The 18,633-nt window shown below is 62.5% G+C and carries 16 protein-coding genes; 5 read left to right on the top strand and 11 right to left on the bottom strand.

Annotated elements, in window-relative coordinates; translation table 11 throughout:
• The 4 genes from ACIQ2A_RS11055 to ACIQ2A_RS11070 all read right to left on the bottom strand — a co-directional run.
• On the bottom strand, positions 1-852 hold an 852-nt coding region (locus ACIQ2A_RS11055), incomplete at its 3' end, for a Bug family tripartite tricarboxylate transporter substrate binding protein (RefSeq protein WP_398478882.1).
• Between the two features lie 189 nt (positions 853-1,041).
• Complete coding sequence (locus ACIQ2A_RS11060; protein WP_398478884.1) at positions 1,042-3,363, bottom strand: PAS domain-containing sensor histidine kinase; 2,322 nt, start codon at positions 3,361-3,363, stop codon at positions 1,042-1,044.
• Positions 3,364-3,602: 239 nt separating this feature from the next.
• Complete coding sequence (locus tag ACIQ2A_RS11065) at positions 3,603-4,571, bottom strand: zinc-binding dehydrogenase (protein WP_398478886.1); 969 nt, start codon at positions 4,569-4,571, stop codon at positions 3,603-3,605.
• Between the two features lie 7 nt (positions 4,572-4,578).
• Positions 4,579-5,574, bottom strand: coding sequence for an NAD(P)H-dependent flavin oxidoreductase (locus ACIQ2A_RS11070; protein ID WP_398478888.1), 996 nt, complete (start codon positions 5,572-5,574; stop codon positions 4,579-4,581).
• 137 nt (positions 5,575-5,711) lie between these two features.
• Between ACIQ2A_RS11070 and ACIQ2A_RS11075 the strand changes: the two genes are divergently transcribed.
• The 5 genes from ACIQ2A_RS11075 to ACIQ2A_RS11095 all read left to right on the top strand — a co-directional run bounded on the left by ACIQ2A_RS11075 (position 5,712) and on the right by ACIQ2A_RS11095 (position 10,680).
• Positions 5,712-6,233: a MarR family winged helix-turn-helix transcriptional regulator gene (locus ACIQ2A_RS11075; RefSeq protein WP_398478890.1), complete on the top strand. Its 522-nt coding sequence runs from the start codon at positions 5,712-5,714 to the stop codon at positions 6,231-6,233.
• A 69-nt stretch (positions 6,234-6,302) separates the two neighbouring features.
• Positions 6,303-6,809 (top strand): (2Fe-2S)-binding protein, encoded by a 507-nt coding sequence (locus ACIQ2A_RS11080; RefSeq protein ID WP_398478892.1) that lies wholly within the window; start codon positions 6,303-6,305, stop codon positions 6,807-6,809.
• Complete coding sequence (locus tag ACIQ2A_RS11085) at positions 6,806-7,792, top strand: FAD binding domain-containing protein (protein ID WP_398478894.1); 987 nt, start codon at positions 6,806-6,808, stop codon at positions 7,790-7,792. The genes ACIQ2A_RS11080 and ACIQ2A_RS11085 overlap by 4 nt, the downstream gene beginning before the upstream one ends.
• A gap of 41 nt (positions 7,793-7,833) precedes the next feature.
• Entirely contained in the window at positions 7,834-10,107 is a 2,274-nt protein-coding gene (locus ACIQ2A_RS11090) for a xanthine dehydrogenase family protein molybdopterin-binding subunit (RefSeq protein WP_398478965.1), read from the top strand.
• A gap of 87 nt (positions 10,108-10,194) precedes the next feature.
• Positions 10,195-10,680: a hypothetical protein gene (locus tag ACIQ2A_RS11095; protein WP_398478896.1), complete on the top strand. Its 486-nt coding sequence runs from the start codon at positions 10,195-10,197 to the stop codon at positions 10,678-10,680.
• A gap of 123 nt (positions 10,681-10,803) precedes the next feature.
• Here the strand turns inward: ACIQ2A_RS11095 and ACIQ2A_RS11100 are convergent, their stop codons facing one another.
• From ACIQ2A_RS11100 to frc, 7 genes are all read right to left on the bottom strand, one after another.
• Positions 10,804-11,235 carry a CBS domain-containing protein gene (locus ACIQ2A_RS11100; protein WP_398478898.1) on the bottom strand — a complete coding sequence of 144 codons (432 nt, stop codon included), beginning with the start codon at positions 11,233-11,235 and terminating at the stop codon, positions 10,804-10,806.
• Between the two features lie 323 nt (positions 11,236-11,558).
• Positions 11,559-12,845 carry an oxalate/formate MFS antiporter gene (gene oxlT, locus ACIQ2A_RS11105; protein WP_398478900.1) on the bottom strand — a complete coding sequence of 429 codons (1,287 nt, stop codon included), beginning with the start codon at positions 12,843-12,845 and terminating at the stop codon, positions 11,559-11,561.
• 207 nt (positions 12,846-13,052) lie between these two features.
• Positions 13,053-14,558: a tripartite tricarboxylate transporter permease gene (locus ACIQ2A_RS11110; RefSeq protein ID WP_398478902.1), complete on the bottom strand. Its 1,506-nt coding sequence runs from the start codon at positions 14,556-14,558 to the stop codon at positions 13,053-13,055.
• Between the two features lie 149 nt (positions 14,559-14,707).
• Complete coding sequence (locus tag ACIQ2A_RS11115) at positions 14,708-15,205, bottom strand: tripartite tricarboxylate transporter TctB family protein (RefSeq protein WP_398478904.1); 498 nt, start codon at positions 15,203-15,205, stop codon at positions 14,708-14,710.
• A 95-nt stretch (positions 15,206-15,300) separates the two neighbouring features.
• Positions 15,301-16,311 carry a Bug family tripartite tricarboxylate transporter substrate binding protein gene (locus tag ACIQ2A_RS11120; RefSeq protein WP_398478906.1) on the bottom strand — a complete coding sequence of 337 codons (1,011 nt, stop codon included), beginning with the start codon at positions 16,309-16,311 and terminating at the stop codon, positions 15,301-15,303.
• Positions 16,312-16,786: 475 nt separating this feature from the next.
• Entirely contained in the window at positions 16,787-16,924 is a 138-nt protein-coding gene (locus ACIQ2A_RS11125; protein ID WP_398478908.1) for a hypothetical protein, read from the bottom strand.
• A gap of 380 nt (positions 16,925-17,304) precedes the next feature.
• Positions 17,305-18,582 carry a formyl-CoA transferase gene (frc, locus tag ACIQ2A_RS11130; protein WP_398478910.1) on the bottom strand — a complete coding sequence of 426 codons (1,278 nt, stop codon included), beginning with the start codon at positions 18,580-18,582 and terminating at the stop codon, positions 17,305-17,307.
• Between the last annotated feature and the right edge of the window lie 51 nt (positions 18,583-18,633).

Below are 18,633 nucleotides of genomic sequence, written 5' to 3' on the forward strand. Positions count from 1 at the left end.
ATTCAGCTTCTTCTTCAGGTCGGGCGAGGTGAGGGCGCCGGTGATGGATGTTTCGAGCTTGGTCTTCGCATCCGCCGGCAACCCCTTCGGTGCAACGAAGGCCTGCCATGAATAGATGTTGAGATCGCTGATGCCGAGCTCCTTCAAGGTCGGCGTGTCCGGAAAGGAGTCGGAGCGCGTGTCGCTGGTCACGGCCAGCAGCTTCACCTTGCCGCCGCGAATATAGTTGGCGACAGCGCCGAGATTCTGGAACGAGACATCCACATGGCTGCCGATCAGGTCCGTATGCGCCTGCGAGCCGCCTTTATAGGGCGTGTGGATGCCCGTGGTGCCGGTCTTCTGCCAGAACAACACGGCGGAGAGATGATCCGATGAGCCGACGCCTGACGACGCGAAGGTGACCTTGTCCGGGTTCTTCTTCAGATGGTCTATGAACTCCTTCACCGTATTGGCCGGGAAGTCCGGCCGGGTGATCAGCACATTTGGATTGCGCACCGCGACGGAGAGCAGGTCGAAATCTTTTAGCGGGTGATAGCCGGGGTCCTTGTACAGCACCGGATTGATGGCGATGACGCCGATCGAGCCCACCATCAGCGTGTAGCCATCTGGCTTGGAGCGCGCGAGCTGCGTGGCGCCTATCGATCCATTGGCGCCGGGCTTGTTCTCGATGATGAAGGATTGCCCGAAGCTTTCCTGCATCTTTTGGGTGGTCATGCGCGCGACGTTGTCGCTGGCGCCTCCGGGCGTGAACGGCACGATCACCGTCACGGATTTGGCAGGATAGTCCTGTGCAGGCGCAGCCGACGGCAATGTCAGCACAAACAGCGCGGCTGCGAAATGGCTCAGCTTCATCGCGTTCTCTCCCTGGAATGATGTTGATTGACGGCGACGTCTGCGCGTCGCTCGTGGTCGCATAGGCACAGGCCATCGTTCTCCAGAATGAGGAGACGATCGCTGTTCACAATCTAGAGTATAAGGATAGGAAGCCGCATCCAAGCGGCTATTCGACGCGCTGTCGTCGAAGGGGGCCTGCGTCGAAGCTCAGGCTGCCCTGGAGATCTGTGCCGCGCACCGGCCTTCCAGTGGCAGCGAGATACACACCACGGTGCCGACCGCAGGTTTCGAGCGCAGCTTCATGGCGCCGCCATGCAGGCCGGTGAGGGATTTGGCGATGGCAAGGCCGAGACCGGAGCCGTGATAGGTCTTGGTGAGCTGGCTCTCCACCTGCTCGAACGGGCGCCCCAGCCGCTTCAGCGCATGGGGTGCAATGCCGATGCCGCTATCGGCGATGATGAGCGCGACCGAATTCTTCATCACCCGGCTGCGCACGGTGACGCGCCCACCATCGGGCGTGAATTTTACGGCATTGGAAAGAAGATTCACGAGGATCTGCTTGATGGCGCGGCGGTCGGCGGTGACGGCGACGTCGGTGGCGAGATCGGCGCTGAGTGTGAGGCTCTTGGCTTCGGCGCGGCCGGAGACGACGCGCAGGGATTCCGACAGGATCTGGCCGAGATCGAGTGGCTCAAGATCGAGCTTCATGCGGCCGGCCTCGATCTTCGACATGTCGAGGATGTCGTTGATCACTTCGAGCAGATAGTGGCCGCTGGTGAGAATGTCGTGGCAGTATTCGCCATATTTATCCGAGCCGAGCTGGCCGAACATGCCGCTGCCCATGATCTCGGAAAAGCCAATGATGGCATTGAGCGGCGTGCGCAGCTCGTGGCTCATATTGGCCAGGAATTTCGACTTCGTGGCATTGGCCTCTTCGGCGCGGTTCTTCTCGTCCGAGTATTTTTGCGCGAGATCGGCGAGTTCGAGCGCCTGTTTCTCGAGTGCGGCCTGCGAATGCTTGAGATCGATGACGGTGGCACGCAGGCGCAGGTCATTGTCGATCAGCTTCTGCTCGTGCTCCTTGATGCGGGTGATGTCGGTGCCCACCGACACGTAGCCGCCATCCTTGGTGCGGCGCTCGCTGATATGCAGCCAGGTGCCGTTTTCGAGCTGGGCCTCGAAGGTGCGCGCGCCCTGGGCAGCACTGGTGGAATCGGCGAGGCGCGAGCGAACTTCGGGCATGCTGCCGACTTCGAGCACCGTCTCATAGGGCGTGCCTGGCTTCACCGCAGAGTCCGGTAGCTTGTGCAGGCGCTGGAAGTGCGAATTACAGAGCACCAGGCGATCCTCGGCATCCCACAGCACAAAGGCTTCCGGAATCGTTTCGATGGCGTCGCGCAGGCGGACATCGGCTTCCACGCTCTTCTGCGCAAGGCTCTTCTGTTCGGTGACGTCGATGGCGATGCCGATCAGGTGCTGGCTGCCATCGGTCTGGCCGCCCACCAGTTCGCAGCGCAGCTGCAGCCAGATCCAGTGACCATCGCTATGCTGCATGCGGAATGTCTGGTCGATATGGTCGAGTTGCTGCGAGACGAGCTGGTCCGCGATCTCGAACAGATTGATGTCTTCCGGCCGCACCAGCGCATTCACTTCGCCGAAGGTGAGGAGGTCACTGCGGCTGTCGAGGCCGAGCATGGTGAACATGGATTGCGACCAGAAGATGCGGCCGCGTGACAGGTCCCAGTCCCACAAGCCGCAGCGGCCGCGATTGAGCGCGGTGTCGATGCGGCCGCGCACGGCGTCATTGATGGCGTCGCCTTCGCGGGCGCGGGTGGATTGCCAGTGAAAGGCGAAGCCCAGGATCAGCACCACGAAGCCAGTGGTGGCGGAGAGGGTGATCGACAACGCCGATTCCGAGCGCCAGACGGAATCATTATTCTCCTGCAGCACGATGATCTGGCCGGGCAGCGCGCGAACGATGCGGCGCGTGGCGAGAGCCTGGCTGCCGTCGGCCAGCGTGACGTCGAACACGTCGGTGCGCTGGCTTTGTGCCGACATGTTCTGCACGGCGCTGAGCATGTCGAGCACGCGCTTGCTGTCGCGGTCGGGCGCATCCGCGGGCATGCGCGCGATGATGCTCTGGTCGGCACCGAGCACGATCACATGACGGCTGGGCGCGATGCCCCAGGCGGGGATCAGGCTCGGCAGCAAAGCCTGCAGGCGTTCGATGGCGACCGGGCGATCCTGCCGTACGGCGCCGTTACGATCGAGACGTTCGGCTGCGAGATCGCCGACGGCGGCGAGGTCGCGCTTCAGCGCAGCCTGCTTCTGGCGGCTGTGATCGACGACCTGTACGAAGGCGCCGAAGAAAATCGTGATGAGAAATGCGATGATCAGCGTCGGGACTGCGCGACGAAGAGCGGGTTCTGCGATGAGCAACCGGTGATAAGCCGGCTTCGCCATCGATTGCGCCAATCCTTTAATCGAATCGGATTGGACGCATGCGTTATCCGCATGCGCACGCGACATACTTGGCCCCCTCGGAAATTTGCAGTGTCGATCGAACCCCAAACGCCCCGCTTCGAATCGACAAGTCCAATATGAATCCACTTTCCCCACAGTGTCGAGAGTCAACGAAACGTTAACGTGAAATAAATGCTATCCAACGGAAACTGAGTGCGTGTTCGGACTCAAAAACGAGTCCGAAACGCGAACGCCGCGCAGATGATGCGCGGCGTTTTTCGTTGCGATGACTCGTTGTGCGCGCGTTACAGCGTCACCACGATCTTGCCGAGATGCTTGTTCGCTTCCATGTGATCGAACGCCGTTCCGATCTCGGCGAACGGATACACCTTGTCGATCGGCAGCTTCAGCTTGCCGGCTTCCACGGCCGGCCAGATGTCGGCGCGCACCGCACTGAAGATATCGCGGATCTCTTGCAGGGACCTGGTGCGGAAGGTGACACCGACATAGCTGATGCGCCGCGCCGCATGCAGGTCGAAATTGAAATCGCCATGGGTGCCGCCGAGACGCCCGACATTGACGATGCGGCCGAGCACCTTTGTCGCCTTCAGATTCTGGTTGGCGACCGGGCCGGAGATCTGGTCGATGATCAGATCGACACCGTCGCCATTGGTGGCTTTGAGCACCTCATCAACCCAGCCGGCGTCTTTCGAATCGATGGCGAGATCAGCACCGAACTCGCCGAGCCGGCCGCGACGCGCCGCATGGGTCGATGAGCCGATCACCGGCTTCGCGCCCTTGAGCTTGGCGATCTGCAAGGCCATCAGGCCGACGCCGGAGCTGGCGCCCTGGATCAGCACCGATTGTCCCGTCTGCAATCCGCCGACCGTGACAAGCGCATTGTGCATGGTCGAGAGCGCGACGGGCAGGGTGCTCGCGATCTCGAAGCCCATGCCCGTCGGGATATGGAACAGGCGGCCATGATCCGTCACCGTATATTCCGCAAAGGCCGCACCGCCCGAGCCCATCACGCGTTCGCCGACCGTGAAGCCTTTTGCATCGGGCCCGAGTTCGGCGATCTCGCCGGCCCATTCCATGCCAAGCACGGTGCCGACACCGCCGGCTGCGCCATGGACATGGCCCTTGGTCATGCCGAGATCGGCGCGGTTGAGGCCGCAGGCCTTCACCTTGACCAGCACCTGCGTGCCGGTCGGCTTTGGCGCAGCGATGTCGGTGATCGCCGGGCCGCTCTCTGTATAGACGTAAGCCTTCATCGCACGATCACTCCGCCGCCTGGCGCTGACCGCCGCCGAGCATCGCTTCCAGTCGCGCGCGAATGATCGTCTCGGCGTCGTGGATGATGCGCGACACCAGTTCCTGGCACGACGGGATGTCGTGGATCAGGCCCTGGACCTGGCCGGCCGACCAGATGCCGTCCTCGCTGTCGCCGGTCGAATAGACCAGCTTGCCGCGCGCGCCGGCGACCAGATCCTTGATCTGCTCGAAGGTCGCGCCTTCTTTCTCCATCGCCACTACCTGCTGGCTCACCGCATTCTTGGCCACCCGCGAGGTATTGCGCATGGTGCGGAAGATCAGGTCGGTGCCGCGCTCGTCATTGGCGACGATGCGCTCCTTTACGAGCTGATGGATCGGGCTCTCCTTGGTGCACATGAAGCGCGTGCCCATATTGATGCCCTCGGCACCGAGTGCGAGCGCCGCCACAAGCCCCCGGCCATCGCCAAAACCGCCGGAGGCGATCATCGGGATCTTGATCTTGTCGGCAGCGGCCGGGATCAGGATCAGGCCGGGCGTGTCGTCCTCGCCGGGATGGCCGGCGCATTCAAAGCCGTCGATGGAGATCGCATCAACGCCCATGCGCTCAGCGGAGAGGCCGTGGCGCACGCTGGTGCATTTGTGGATCACCTTGATGCCGTGCTTCTTGAACTCGTCCACATGCTCCTGCGGCTTGTTGCCGGCGGTCTCCACCACCTTGATGCCGGCCTCGATGATGGCCTGGCGATATTCGGCATAAGGCGGCGGCTTGATGGTCGGCAGGATGGTGAGGTTGACGCCGAACGGCTTGTCGGTGAGGTCGCGGGTGCGCGCGATTTCCTTGGTCAGGTCTTCCGGTGTCGGCTGGGTCAGCGCGGTGATGAGCCCGAGCGCGCCGGCATTGGCGACGCCGGCGACGAGCTCGGCGCGGCCGACCCATTGCATGCCGCCCTGGACGATCGGGTGTTCGACGCCGACGAGTTCGGTGAAGCGTGTCTTGATCATGATGGGTCCTCTTGTTTCCCCGGAGGCGCGTTGGGCGCCGATTGGTTCTTGCTTGTTCGGGGCCGGAGGATGCCGGTGGGGCGCGGCGATGTCTACCGCCACGGAACATGGCCCCATGCGCCGGAGATGCAGGTCTGATGCGTGCGACGCTGCGGTGCCCATCGCTGGAACTCGCGGCGCGAACATGCTTTTCTGCCGCCATGAGCAAGACGACTGCCAAGCCGACCACCGAGCCGTCCCAGGACGAGATTGAGCAGATGACGCGCGTGTTCGAGCGGTTCTCGCGGCGCTTCAAGGTGGCCGAGGCGGCTGCTGCCGCCGACAACGCGCTCAATGCGCTGGATGCGCAGACGCTGGTCTATGTCGATCAGCATCCAGGCTGTCTGATGGGCGACGTCGCGCGCTTCCTCAATGTCGCTATGACCACGATGTCATCTTCAATCGATCGCCTGGTGAAGAAGGCATTCGTCGAGCGGCGCCGGCCCGAAGACAATCGCCGGTCCGTGGCGCTGAGCACGACGGATGCCGGACGGGGAGTCGTCGAAGACCATATCGCCGGTTATCGCTCGACCTGCCTGATCATGCTGCGCGCGCTCGACCCGGTCGAGCGTAAGGAGTTGATCCGGTTGACAGAAAAAATAGCTGACAACGAAACTTGAACATTACGAAGTTCGTATTATCTCGAGCGTGCCGCCGGCCCGTAAGGCTGGCTCCTGACGGAGGCGCTCATGGCCATCGCCATCAATGGTACGGATTATTCGCTACCCGACGACCCCCGGGTCTCGCTCCTCGATCTCCTGCGCGAACAGGCCGGTCTGACCGGCACCAAACTCGGCTGCAACCAGGGTGCCTGCGGGGCCTGCACCGTCATTCTCGATGGCGAGCGCGTGCTGTCCTGCCTGACGCTGGCAGTGCAGGCGGATGGGCGATCGGTCACCACCATTGAAGGCCTGAGCGAGCAGGGTGCCCTGCATCCGCTGCAGCAGGCCTTCATCGAGCATGACGGCTTCCAGTGCGGCTACTGCACGCCCGGGCAGATCTGCTCGGCGATCGCGATGCTCGGCGAGATGCGCCGCGGTGATCCCAGTTACGTCACATCCGACCTTGCCGCCGGCCAAAGCAGCACCACGCGCGAGGAAATCCGCGAGCGCATGAGCGGCAACCTGTGCCGCTGCGGCGCGCATCACGGCATCGTCGAAGCGATTGAAGAACAGCTGGTGGGAGACGCCGCATGACGCCGTTCCAATATCAGCGCGCGACGGACGCCGCCGACGCCCTGGCGCTTGCCGGTGCCGGCCAATGCCGTTTCCTCGGCGGCGGCACCAATCTCGTCGATCTGATGCGCCAGAATATCGAGACGCCTGCTGCATTGGTGGATGTGAGCCGCATGCCGGCGTCCATCGAGCAAGAGGGCGATGGTGGTCTGGTTATCGGTGCCGCGGTCCGCAACAGTGTCCTTGCGGCGCATCCCGTGGTGCGGGCGCGCTATCCCGTGCTGTCCCGCGCCTTGCTTGCAGGCGCCTCGGCGCAGATACGCAACATGGCGACGGTCGGCGGCAATCTGTTGCAGCGGACGCGTTGCGCCTACTTCTATGACCCCGCCGGCTCCCGCTGCAACAAGCGCGTGCCCGGTGCGGGCTGCGACGCCATCGACGGTTTCAGTCGCAATCATGCGATCCTCGGCACGTCGCCGAACTGTATCGCAACGCATCCGTCCGACATGTGCATTGCGCTCGCGGCGCTGGATGCGACCGTGCATCTCTGCGGTCCCGACGGCACACGGCACGTTCCGCTGCTGGATTTCCATCGGTTGCCAGCGAATGATCCCCACATCGAGACGGTGCTGCGCCCGGCTGAGCTGATCACCGCCATCTCGATCGCGCCGAATGCGGCGGCTGCGCATTCGCGCTATCGCAAGGTCCGCGACCGTTCGAGCTACGCTTTCGCGCTCGTCTCGGTCGCGGCCGGGCTGGATCTCGCCGATGGCCGGATCAGGGATATCAGGATCGCGTTCGGCGGTGTTGCCGCCAAGCCGTGGCGCGCCTTGCAGGCCGAGAGCATCTTGCGCGGCGAGGCTCCCACCCGGGAGAACTTCCTGCGCGCAGCCGATGCCGAACTTGCCGCAGCAAAACCCACCGAAGCCAATGCCTTCAAGATCGAGCTCGCAAAGCGAACCATGGCCGCCGTCCTTGGCGAACTGACAGGAGCATCCACATGAGCAAATTGCAGAATGCGATTGTCGGCGGTGTGCGCACGGCGATGGGCTATGTGCCGTCGAGCTGGCTGCCGGGTGGCACGCCTGATCCGCTGATCGACAAGCGCGTCACGCTTGGGACGCAGCAATCGCGCGTCGATGGTCCCGACAAGGTGCGGGGCGCCGCACGCTTCGCGGCCGAAGTGCCGATGGAGCGCCTGACCTATGCGGCTTTCGTGCATTCGACCATCGCGCGCGGAAAGATCACGGAGCTCGACGTCGCCGCCGCGGAAGCAGCACCGGGTGTCGTGCTGGTGATGACCCATGGCAATGCGCCGAAGCTGGCGCTGCCGCCGCCCATCGGCATGACCAATCTCAAGGCCGCCGGCAACAACATCCTGCCGATCATGCAGGATGCCGAGATTCGCTGGAACGGGCAGACCGTCGCGCTGGTGCTGGCCGAAACCCAGGAACAGGCGAACCACGCGGCCTCGCTGATCTCGGTGCGTTATGCGCAAGCGTCGGCGCGCACGCGTTTTGAAGACGCCAAGGCGGATGCCACCACCCCCGACTCGCTGATGATGGAGCGGAACCGGCTGAAGCGCGGCGATGCGGACGCAGCATTGCGAGAGTCCGCGGGACGCGTCGATGCGATCTATCGCACGCCCTGGCACAACCACAATCCAATCGAGCCCAATGCCGCAACCATCGCCTGGCAAGGCGAACGGCTGATCGTGCATGACGCGACGCAGATGCTGAACGGCACCGCGGGGTCGCTCGCCAAGGTGTTCGGCATCAAGGAATCGCAGGTCTTCGTCAGCTCGCCCTTCGTGGGCGGCGCGTTCGGTGGCAAGGCGCTGTGGGATCACCAGATCCTGGGTGCGGCGGCGTCGCGGCTTGCAGGCCGGCCGGTGCGGATCGCTCTGTCGCGTGCCAGCATGCACCGGCTGATCGGCGGTCGCAGCCAGACCGAGCAGCGCGTGGCGCTGGCGGCGGATCCGAGCGGCCGACTGACTGCCATGGTGCATCAAGGATATTCCGTAAAGCCACCGCACAGCGTCTGCGAAGAGACCTTCACGCTGTCAGGTCGCTCGCTCTACGACGCGGACAGCTACGATATCGTGCAGCACACGCTCGATCTCGATCTGCTGGCCAATACGTTCATGCGCGCGCCCGGCGAGGCGGTCGGCACCTTCGCCATCGAGAGCGCGATGGACGAACTGGCGCACAAGCTCGGCATCGATCCGATAGCGTTGAGGCTGCGCAATATCGGCGACGCCGATCCGGTCAGCGGCGCGCCGCATTCGCAGAGCGACTTGCCCCTGGCCTATGAGCTCGGTGCGAAAAAGTTCGGCTGGGAGCGCCGCACCGCAATGCCAAGGTCGCAGCAGGACGGCGAATGGCTGGTCGGCATGGGCTGCGCAACCGGTTCATTTCCGTATGTGCGGATGCCCGGAATGTCGGCGCGGATCACCATCGACGGCGAAGGCCGTGCGACGGTGTCGAGCGCCGCGCATGAGATGGGCATGGGCACGGCGACGGTGCAGCGGCAGCACGCGGCGGATCGGCTTGGCCTGCCGCTGGAAGACGTCACCGTGCGGATCGGCGACACTGACCTGCCATTCGGCAGCTTTGCCGGCGGCTCCTCGCAGACGGCCTCGCTCGGCGCGGCGATCAACGCCGCCAGCGTGAAACTGGCCGGGGATCTGTTGCGCCTTGCAGGCAACGACACGCCGCTTGCGGGGCTGCGGGCGAACGAGGTCGAATTCGCCAATCACGGGCTGCGCAAGATCGGCGAGCCATCGCGCTACGAGAGCTTCGTGTCCATCCTCAAGCGCGCGGCACGCAGCGAGATCAGCGTGATCGGCGAGAGCAGTGCGCCGCTCGAATTGCTGAAATTCTCCATGCATAGCCGGTCCGCCGTCTTCTGTGAGCTCCGCGTCAGCGAGGTGACCGGCGAAGTCCGCGTCACCCGTCTCGTCGGCGCGTTCGATTGCGGCCGTATCCTCAACCCCAAGACCGCGGCCAGCCAGTTTCGTGGCGGCATGATCATGGGCCTCGGCATGGCGCTGACCGAAGAAACCCTGCTCGACAAACGCAGCGGGCGCATCATGAGCGCATCCATGGCGGACTATCACGTGCCCGTGCACCTCGACGTGCCGGAGATCGATGTGTTGTGGACGGACATTCCCGACCCCCGCACGCCGATGGGGGGGCGCGGCATCGGCGAGATCGGCATTGCCGGTGTGGCCGCAGCCATCGCCAATGCGGTGTTCAACGCGACCGGACAACGGGTTCGCGACCTGCCGATCACGCCGGACAAGCTGCTCGGCGACTGACCCATCCTGATTGCCAAATGAACCATCCGGCATGGTGCCGGGACATATGAGGCGACGCGACCGGCGTCGGTCCAAAGGGAGTATCTCATGATGACTTCGCAGAAAGCTTTCGTGGCCATCGCCGGTCTGGCGGTGTGCATCCTTGCGGCGACACCGGCTTCCGCACAATCGGCGCCGTTCTCGGGAATGCACGGCGCCTGGTCGGGCTCGGGGACAATCGCTCTCTCTGACGGATCGAAGGAACGGCTGCGCTGCCGCGCCAGCTATCGCGTGTCGGCGGGCGACAGCACCCTGCAGCAGTCGCTGCGCTGCGCCAGCGACAGCTACAAATTCGAACTCAGCAGCGATGTGGTGAGCGAGGGAGGCCGGGTGTCAGGCACGTGGAGCGAAACCTCGCGCGGCATCAGCGGCAGCCTGCAGGGCCGCGCCAGTAGTGGCCGGATCGCGGTCGCAGCGGATTCGCCGATGTTCTCGGCCAATATCACGCTGACGACGACCGGCAACAAACAGTCCGTGTCGATCACGTCGCAGGGCGACATTCGCCAGGTATCGATCGCAATGGTGAAGAGCTAGCAGGCCGTAGCCGTCTTTGCGAGGTCGGGGAAAGCCTGTGGCGTTCTTCTTGGTAAAGCGATGAAGCAATCCGGTTCCTAGTTTTCCGGATTGCTCCGCTTTGCTCGCAATGACGAGATCGCGTCAAGCCACCGCGGCATGCAGTTGCGGCGCGTCATCCTGATCGAGCGCGCGGCTGATGTCGCGGATGCTGATCACGCCGACCAGCGTGTAGTCGTCGATGACCGGCACGTGGCGGATGTGATGCCGGTTCATCAGGCGGCCCACATGGTCGAGCGTGTCGGTGGATGTGCAGGAGATCAGCTGCTGCACCGAGATCATGTCCGACACTTTCCGATTGACCCCGGCGGCGCCGTGTTCGGCGATGGCGCGCACCACGTCGCGCTCGGAGAACATGCCGACGGCGGTGTTGCCTTCGGTACGGCACACGTCCTTGACGACGAGCGCGCTGATATTTCCGGTGCGCAGCAGCTGGGCGGCAATGGCGACGGTCTCATTCATCCGGACCGTGGCAATACGGGTGCTCTTACGACGCAGTACGTCTCCGACTTGCATGGCAACCTCCTCGAGTTTCCCTTGGCTGATCGGCTTAGGATCGATCTTGCAGAAACAAGTTTGGTATACGGTATGCCAGTTGTCAACGCGTGATATCAGAACATGCAACCAGAATCGAGAAAGGGCAGCAATGCTGCCATTTCTGATGATTTTAGCCCTGCGATTTCGGCATTACGAGATTTCGTAGAATGGTTTCTGGCATGCCAGGCCGCTTGTCCGTGCCTCTGTGAGGCCGCCGGCTTGCCGCAAGGATGCCGCAAGAAAAATGCGCTCATCCTTGCGAATGAGCGCATTTCGATACTGTTGGAAGCGGCTTGTGAAGGTCAGGCCTGTGCCTTGGCCACCACGATCTTGCGCCACGGTTTCAGCACCGCGATGGCAAGAAGCGAGGCAAGGATGTTCGCGCCTGCCGCGATCAGGAACACGCTGTCCCAAGTCCCTGACGACTGCTGCATATAGTTCGCGACCGGCACCAGAAGCGCTGCCGTGCCCTTGGCGGTATAGAGCAGGCCGGCATTGGTGGTTGCGAATTTGGAGCCGAACGTGTCGGTGCAGGTCGACGGGAAGAGCGAATAGATCTCACCCCAGGCGAAGAACACGAAGCCCGACAGCAGCACGAACCAGAACGGATCCTGGCCCCACATATACAGCGCCCAGATGCCCAGCCCTTCCATGCCGAAGGCGATGAACATCGTGTTCTCGCGGCCGATCATGTCGGAGATCCAGCCGAAGAAGGGACGTGTCAGGCCGTTCAGCACGCGGTCGATGGTGGCCGCAAAAGTGACGGCCGTCATGGTCATCGCCATCAGCGTCACCGGCACGTTGTCGATCTTCCAGTCCGCTGCGATGGGCTTGAGGTTCGCCGTGACCATCAGGCCACCGGCGCCGACGATGACGAACATGAAATACATCAGCCAGAAGATGGGATGGCGGATGACTTCGGTCGGCGCGTAGTTGCGGCGGGTCTGGATGATGTTGGCGTTCGCCACCACGCTCGGTACCTGACCGGCTTTCGGCGCGAACAGGAAGAAGGCGAGGATCACGATGATGATGCCCTGGCCGAGACCGAAATACAGGAAGGTGGTCTGGAAGCCGGAATCCTTGATCATCGCCTGAATGGGCGCCACGGTGAGCGCGGAGCCTGCACCGAATCCCGCTGCGGTGATGCCCGCGGCAAGGCCGCGCTTGTCGGGAAACCACTTCAGCGCATTGCCGACGCAGGTGCCGTAGACGCCGCCGGCGCCGATGCCTGCGATGATCATGCCGAGATAGAACCCGTTCAGCGTCTCCGCCTGCGCATTGATGGCCCAGCCGACGCCGCAGAGAATGCCGCCGACCAACACCACAAGCTTCGGGCCGTATTTATCGACGAACCATCCTTCCACCGGCACCAGCCAGGTCTCGAACAGCACGAACAGCGTGAAGGCCCACTGGATCGAGGCGCGGTCCCAGCCGAATTTTTTCTGGATGTCGGGGACGAAGAACGTCCAGCCATATTGATAGTTGGCGATCATCACCATGGCGCCGACGCCGATGGCCAATTGCGTCCAGCGATAGGCATCGCTGACGCGCGCGGCCGATGGCGCCGCTCCGTGAACTGCATCAGTCATAGTTCCTCCTAATGCGCTGTTCTATTGCGTGTCCGACAGCTGCAACCGGGAGTTTGGTATATGATATGCCAACTCACAAGCGAAATCTTGTCAGTTTGTCGCAGCTAGTTTCGCATGACTGAATGCTGTGCTGCGAGATGAATGGACACTAAAAAGCCGGCGGTTGGACCGCCGGCTTTTGTTTTTGAACAGGTATTTGGAGTGTAGTTAGGCTGTTGCAGTGCGAGCACGCATCCGCGTCAGGCCGTTGGAGATCACAGACCAGAACAAGGCGATTAGGCCGAGGATCATGATCGTGCTCACCAGCGAGTTGGAGAAGAAGACACCGAGCGATCCCTGCGAGCCGAGCAGGGATTGCCGGAAGGCTTCTTCGGCCTTGTCACCGAGCACGATGGCGAGCACCAGCGGCGCGAGCGGATAGTTGCACTTCTTCAGCGCATAGCCGATCACGCCAAACACCAGCATCATCACCACGTCGAAGGTGGAGTTGTGCACGGAATAGGCGCCGATCGCACACAGCACCAGGATCAGCGGCGCGATGATGCTGAAGGGCACGCGCAGGATCGCGGCGAAGATGGGCACGCAGGTCAGCACGATGATCAGGCCGACGAGATTGCCGAGATACATCGAGGCGATCAGGCCCCAGACGAACTCTTTCTGCTCGACGAACAGCATCGGGCCGGGCTGCAGGCCCCAGATCAGGAGGCCACCGAGCAGCACGGCTGCGGTGGGCGAACCGGGCACACCGAGCGAGAGCATCGGCAGCAGCGCCGCGGTGCCGGCAGCGTGGGCTGCGGTCTCCGGCGCAATGACGCCTTCGATCTCGCCCTTGCCAAAGTTCTTGCCGTTCTTCGACACGCGCTTGGCGATGCCGTAGCTCATGAAGGACGCCGGCGTCGCGCCCGCCGGTGTCACGCCCATCCAGCAGCCGATGATGCAGGAGCGCAGCGACGTCATCCAGTATTGCGGCAGGCTCATCCAGGTGCGGAGCACGACACGCAGATCGATCTTCGCCTTGCCGCCGCGGAAGTTGAGGCCTTCTTCCATGGTGAGGAAGATCTCGCCGAGGCCGAACAGGCCGATGACCGCGATCAGGAAGTCGAAGCCGTTCAGCAGTTCGGTGGAGCCGAAGGTGAGGCGGAGCTGACCGGTGATGGAATCGAGGCCGACGGCGGCGAGCGCAAAGCCGATCATCATGGCCGCGATGGTCTTGAATGGCGGCTCCTTACTGAGGCCTACGAAACTGCAGAATGCGAGGAAATAGACCGCGAATTTCTCCGCGGGCCCGAATCGTAAGGCGAAGCCGGCGACCAGCGGCGCGACCAGCGTGATCATGATGACGGCGAACAGCGCGCCGACGAAAGAGGAAGTGAAGGCGGCGGTGAGGGATTCCGCGGCCTTGCCCTGCTGGGCCATCGGATAGCCGTCGAAGGTGGTCGCGACCGACCATGGCTCTCCGGGGATGTTGAACAGGATCGAGGTGATCGCACCTCCGAACAATGCGCCCCAATAGATGCAGGACAGCATGATGATCGCCGAGGTCGGCGGCATGCTGAAGGTGAGGGGCAACAGGATCGCGACGCCATTGGCACCGCCGAGGCCCGGCAGCACGCCGATGATCACGCCGAGCACGATGCCGAGCACCATCACCGCAATGTTGAAGGGCTGCAGCGCGACCGCAAAGCCGTGGAATAGATTGACGAGTTCTTCCATGTCGAAAAGTCCTTGAAGACAACTGACAGATACGGGTGTCCAATTCGTCATTGCGAGGAGCACTTGCGACGAAGCAATCCAGCGTCACGCAAAGAAAGAACTGGATTGCTTCGTCGCTTCGCTCCTCGCAATGACGGAGGAGATGTTCGTTACAGACCAAGCCATTCTTCGATCGGCCCCTTCGGGAGCGGAACGAGGAACCAGCGTTCGAAAATGAGATAGGTGACCACGGGCATGCCGAGGGAAATCGCGGCGATGATCGGCCAGTTGTATTTGCCGAGCCAGCGCATGAACCAGGCGATGAAGATCATCGACGCGAGATAGAGGCCGATGAAGGGAAGCGCGGCCACATAGATGCCGGTGGGGATGATCACGCTGAACACCTGGCGGAGCTGCCCCCATTCGGCGAAGAGCGGGCCGTCTTCCTCGCGCAACGTATTCCAGAGATTGATCAGGCTGGAGATGATGATGAACAGGCCGATATAGAACGGGAAGAAGCCGGCCTTCGGGCCCTCGGCGCCCCAGTTGATGCCGGCTTTGATGCTGCCATAGACGACGAGGGCGCCGAACAGGCCGATGACGGTGGTTACGCCGGCCTCGACCGCTTTATGAGTCGGACCTGTGGTGTGGGATGGTTGCGTGGTCATGAGACGTCCATTTCGAACTTGCGGATCGGGCTGGGAGCCGCCGACTCAGTGACGTGAGCCGGCGCGACGTGCGCGTCTTCGGTTCAGTCGCGTGGCTAGTTGCTCGCGAGGAAACCGGCTTCCTTCATCAGCGTCTCGTGGCGTTTCTCTTCGGTGCCGACCCAGCCGGCATAGTCGCCGCCGGTCATGAAGGTGGTGTTGAAAGCGCCGCTCTTCATGAGGTCCTGCCATTCAGGCGTGGCGCGCACCTTCTTGAACAGCTCGACATAATATTCGATCTGATCCTTGGTGGCCTTGGGTGACATGAAGATGCCGCGCAGCATCACATATTCGATGTCGAGGCCCTGGGATTTACAGGTCGGAATGTCTTTCCACGCCTTGCCGTCGGCGACCGGCTCGTCATAGGCCATCGGCTTGCTATCAAAGACGCAAAGCGGGCGCACCTTGCCGCCGCGCCACTGCGCGACCGCTTCGATGGGATTGTTGACGGTGGAGTCGACATGCTGGCCGACGAGCTGCACCGCGACTTCGCCGCCGCCCTTGTAGGGGATGTAGGTGAACTTGCTGCCGATCGCCTTTTCCATGGCGACGGTGATGATCTGGTCTTCCTGCTTGGAGCCGGTGCCACCCATCTTCATCGACCCGGGAGGGGCCGCCTTCACAGCCTCGATATATTCCTTGACGGTCTTGTAGGGTTTGTCTGCATTCACCCACAGCACGAACTCGTCGAGCGCCAGCATCGCGACCGGGGTCATGTCCTTCCAGTTGAAGGGGATGCCGGTGGCGAGCGGTGTGGTGAACAGGTTCGACAGCGTGATGATGATCTTGTGCGGATTGTTATTGGCGGTCTTCACATCGAGAAAACCTTCGCCGCCGGCGCCGCCTGACTTGTTGATGACGACGAGAGGTTGCTTCATCAGGCTGTGCTTGGTGATGATGCCCTGAATGGTGCGCGCCATCTGGTCGGCGCCGCCGCCGGTGCCGGCCGGGACGATGAATTCGACAGGCCGCACCGGCTCCCAGGCGGCGGATGCGGGGAGGCTCGTCCCCAAAGCAAGAATGGACGCCGCGGCGGCCAGCGCGAGACATGAAGCAGAACGTTTCATTGTTTCTCTCCCATTCGTTTTGATGCGTCGGTCGTTCGCCGACTTGTCATCGTTCGTGCGTGGTCAATCGTCCTTCGAGTTTCCAACTGGCAGGCCAACATGCTCTTGCACGCGCCACATGCGCGCGTCAGAGTGTTGAGCCGGAATGGCTCGCCTGCAGATTGGGTGGGTGGGTTTGGATCGCTGTGTCATAGCGCATACGGCGTCGCGCTCCTGCGGGCAGCTCGGCCTTTGTCCTCCCCCGGTATGCTTTCTATTCAAAGCTGAAGCATTACCGTTGACGCAGTTTGGTATGCGATATGCCAGACGGCAAGCGATTAGAGCCGTTTCAAGGTGCGCAGGCCAATATGTCGCAGGGAGCGGGAAGTCTCGCTGCGATGCAACCTTGAAGGCAAAAAAGAGGCCCCGGAAATCCGGGGCCAGTTCGGGAGGAACGCAGAGAACAGTGCGGGCCAAAGCCCGCAAAGCTTGAATTTTAGAGGCCGACGCGCGGCTGGTCGCCATTGCGGATCGCGATGCGGGCGCTGGCCATCAAGGCGCGATCGATCGATGCGAGGAGGCGGCCGAACAGGCCGGAATTGGCGGTCACGCCGAGCGACGCAGTCTTGGACATCGGTATTCCCTTCCAGATGGCGCGAGGCGCCGTGTTCTGATCTGGAGCTAATTTACGTATACCAGATGCCACCGACCAGTTATTTGTTTGCATGGCAGCAAGAAGTTTTTGCAACGCAAAATTGAACGATTGGATTTTCTTATTAAAGTTCCGCGTTGGTGTGCTGCGAAAGACCCTGCCAAGCCATCATGGTTCGAGACGCGCGCAAGCGCGCTCCTCACCATGAGGGCGGAGTTTCTTGGAAAGTGGCCTGAATCTTTTCTGTCCTCATCCTGAGGAGCGGTCGCCTTCGACCGCGTCTCGAAGGATGGCGACGACACGCTGAACGCAAAAAGGCCGCCCATTTGGGCGGCCTTTCTCATGTCTGATGTTCGCGCCGCTTACTCAGCAGCGACCTTGCGCGGCGGATCCAGCGCGCCCGAGTCGTGGATTTCGGCGACCTGGTGATCGCTGAAGCCGAGCACCTGCTTGAGGATCTCGTCGGTATGCTCGCCGAGCAGCGGCGACCGCTCGACCTTGGTCGGCGAGTCCGACAGCTTGATCGGATTGCCCACCGACAGATACTCGCCGCGCTCGGGATGATCGACCTTGACCATGGTGCCGGTGGCGTAGAGCGACTCGTCCGCGGCGATTTCCTTCATGGACAGGATCGGACCGCAGGGGATGTCGTCCTGGTTGAGGATTTCCATCGCCTCGAACTTGGTCTTGGTCATCGTCCACTGTTCGATGCGGGCGAAGATTTCGTTCAGGCGCGACAGGCGGACGGCCGGCTTGTTGTAGTTCGGATCGGTCTTCCAACCGGGCTCGCCGATGACGTCGCAGATCTTCTCCCACACCGGCGCCTGGGTGATGAAGTAGATATAGGCGTTGCCGTCGGTCTCCCAGCCCTTGCACTTCAGGATGCGGCCCGGCTGGCCACCGCCGGAGTCATTGCCGGCGCGCGGCACTGCATCGCCGAACGGGATGCCTTCGCCGAACTGGCTGTATTCCTTGAGCGGGCCGTGGGCGAGACGCTGCTGGTCGCGCAGCTTGACGCGGGAGAGATTGAGCACGCCGTCCTGCATGGCTGCGGTGACCTTCTGGCCCTTGCCGGTGACCGTGCGCTGATACAGCGCCGTGACGATGCCCAATGCCAGATGCAGGCCGGTGCCGCTGTCGCCGATCTGCGCGCCGGTGACCAGCGGCAGGCCATCGCGGAAGCCGGTGGTGGACGCGGCGCCGCCGGTGCACTGCGCGACGTTCTCATAGACCTTGCAGTCCTCGAAGGGACCGGGACCAAAGCCCTTGATCGAGGCAACGATCATCTTCGGGTTGATGGCCTGGATCTTCTCGAACGAGAAGCCCATGCGGTCGAGCACGCCGGGGCCGAAGTTTTCGACGAGGACGTCGCACTCTTTCATCAGCGCGGTGAGGACTTCCTTGCCCTTCGGGTTCTTGGTGTCCAGCGTGATGGAGCGCTTGTTGTGGTTCAGCATGGTGAAATACAGGCTGTCCACATTCGGGATGTCCTGCAGCTGGCCGCGGGTGATGTCGCCGACGCCGGGGCGCTCGACCTTGATCACGTCGGCGCCGAACCAGGCGAGAAGCTGCGTGCAGGTCGGGCCCGATTGCACATGGGTGAAGTCGAGAATGCGAACGCCTTTGAGCGCCTGTGTCATTGCTATGCTCCCGTACTATTTTTTGCCGGCTCGGCACTTGGAGAAAATGAG

Source organism: Tardiphaga sp., assembly GCF_044336785.1.
GTDB lineage: Bacteria > Pseudomonadota > Alphaproteobacteria > Rhizobiales > Xanthobacteraceae > Tardiphaga.

What these genes read in the sequence shown, in the direction of transcription:
- frc (WP_398478910.1), bottom strand. Translation starts at nt 18,582, where the DNA reads ATGACACAGGCGCTCAAAGGCGTTCGCATTCTCGACTTCACCCATGTG.
- ACIQ2A_RS11095 (WP_398478896.1), top strand. Translation starts at nt 10,195, where the DNA reads ATGATGACTTCGCAGAAAGCTTTCGTGGCCATCGCCGGTCTGGCGGTG.
- ACIQ2A_RS11080 (WP_398478892.1), top strand. Translation starts at nt 6,303, where the DNA reads ATGGCCATCGCCATCAATGGTACGGATTATTCGCTACCCGACGACCCC.
- ACIQ2A_RS11090 (WP_398478965.1), top strand. Translation starts at nt 7,834, where the DNA reads ATGGGCTATGTGCCGTCGAGCTGGCTGCCGGGTGGCACGCCTGATCCG.
- oxlT (WP_398478900.1), bottom strand. Translation starts at nt 12,845, where the DNA reads ATGACTGATGCAGTTCACGGAGCGGCGCCATCGGCCGCGCGCGTCAGC.
- ACIQ2A_RS11120 (WP_398478906.1), bottom strand. Translation starts at nt 16,311, where the DNA reads ATGAAACGTTCTGCTTCATGTCTCGCGCTGGCCGCCGCGGCGTCCATT.
- ACIQ2A_RS11085 (WP_398478894.1), top strand. Translation starts at nt 6,806, where the DNA reads ATGACGCCGTTCCAATATCAGCGCGCGACGGACGCCGCCGACGCCCTG.
- ACIQ2A_RS11110 (WP_398478902.1), bottom strand. Translation starts at nt 14,558, where the DNA reads ATGGAAGAACTCGTCAATCTATTCCACGGCTTTGCGGTCGCGCTGCAG.
- ACIQ2A_RS11060 (WP_398478884.1), bottom strand. Translation starts at nt 3,363, where the DNA reads ATGTCGCGTGCGCATGCGGATAACGCATGCGTCCAATCCGATTCGATT.
- ACIQ2A_RS11065 (WP_398478886.1), bottom strand. Translation starts at nt 4,571, where the DNA reads ATGAAGGCTTACGTCTATACAGAGAGCGGCCCGGCGATCACCGACATC.
- ACIQ2A_RS11075 (WP_398478890.1), top strand. Translation starts at nt 5,712, where the DNA reads ATGCGTGCGACGCTGCGGTGCCCATCGCTGGAACTCGCGGCGCGAACA.
- ACIQ2A_RS11125 (WP_398478908.1), bottom strand. Translation starts at nt 16,924, where the DNA reads ATGTCCAAGACTGCGTCGCTCGGCGTGACCGCCAATTCCGGCCTGTTC.
- ACIQ2A_RS11100 (WP_398478898.1), bottom strand. Translation starts at nt 11,235, where the DNA reads ATGCAAGTCGGAGACGTACTGCGTCGTAAGAGCACCCGTATTGCCACG.
- ACIQ2A_RS11070 (WP_398478888.1), bottom strand. Translation starts at nt 5,574, where the DNA reads ATGATCAAGACACGCTTCACCGAACTCGTCGGCGTCGAACACCCGATC.
- ACIQ2A_RS11115 (WP_398478904.1), bottom strand. Translation starts at nt 15,205, where the DNA reads ATGACCACGCAACCATCCCACACCACAGGTCCGACTCATAAAGCGGTC.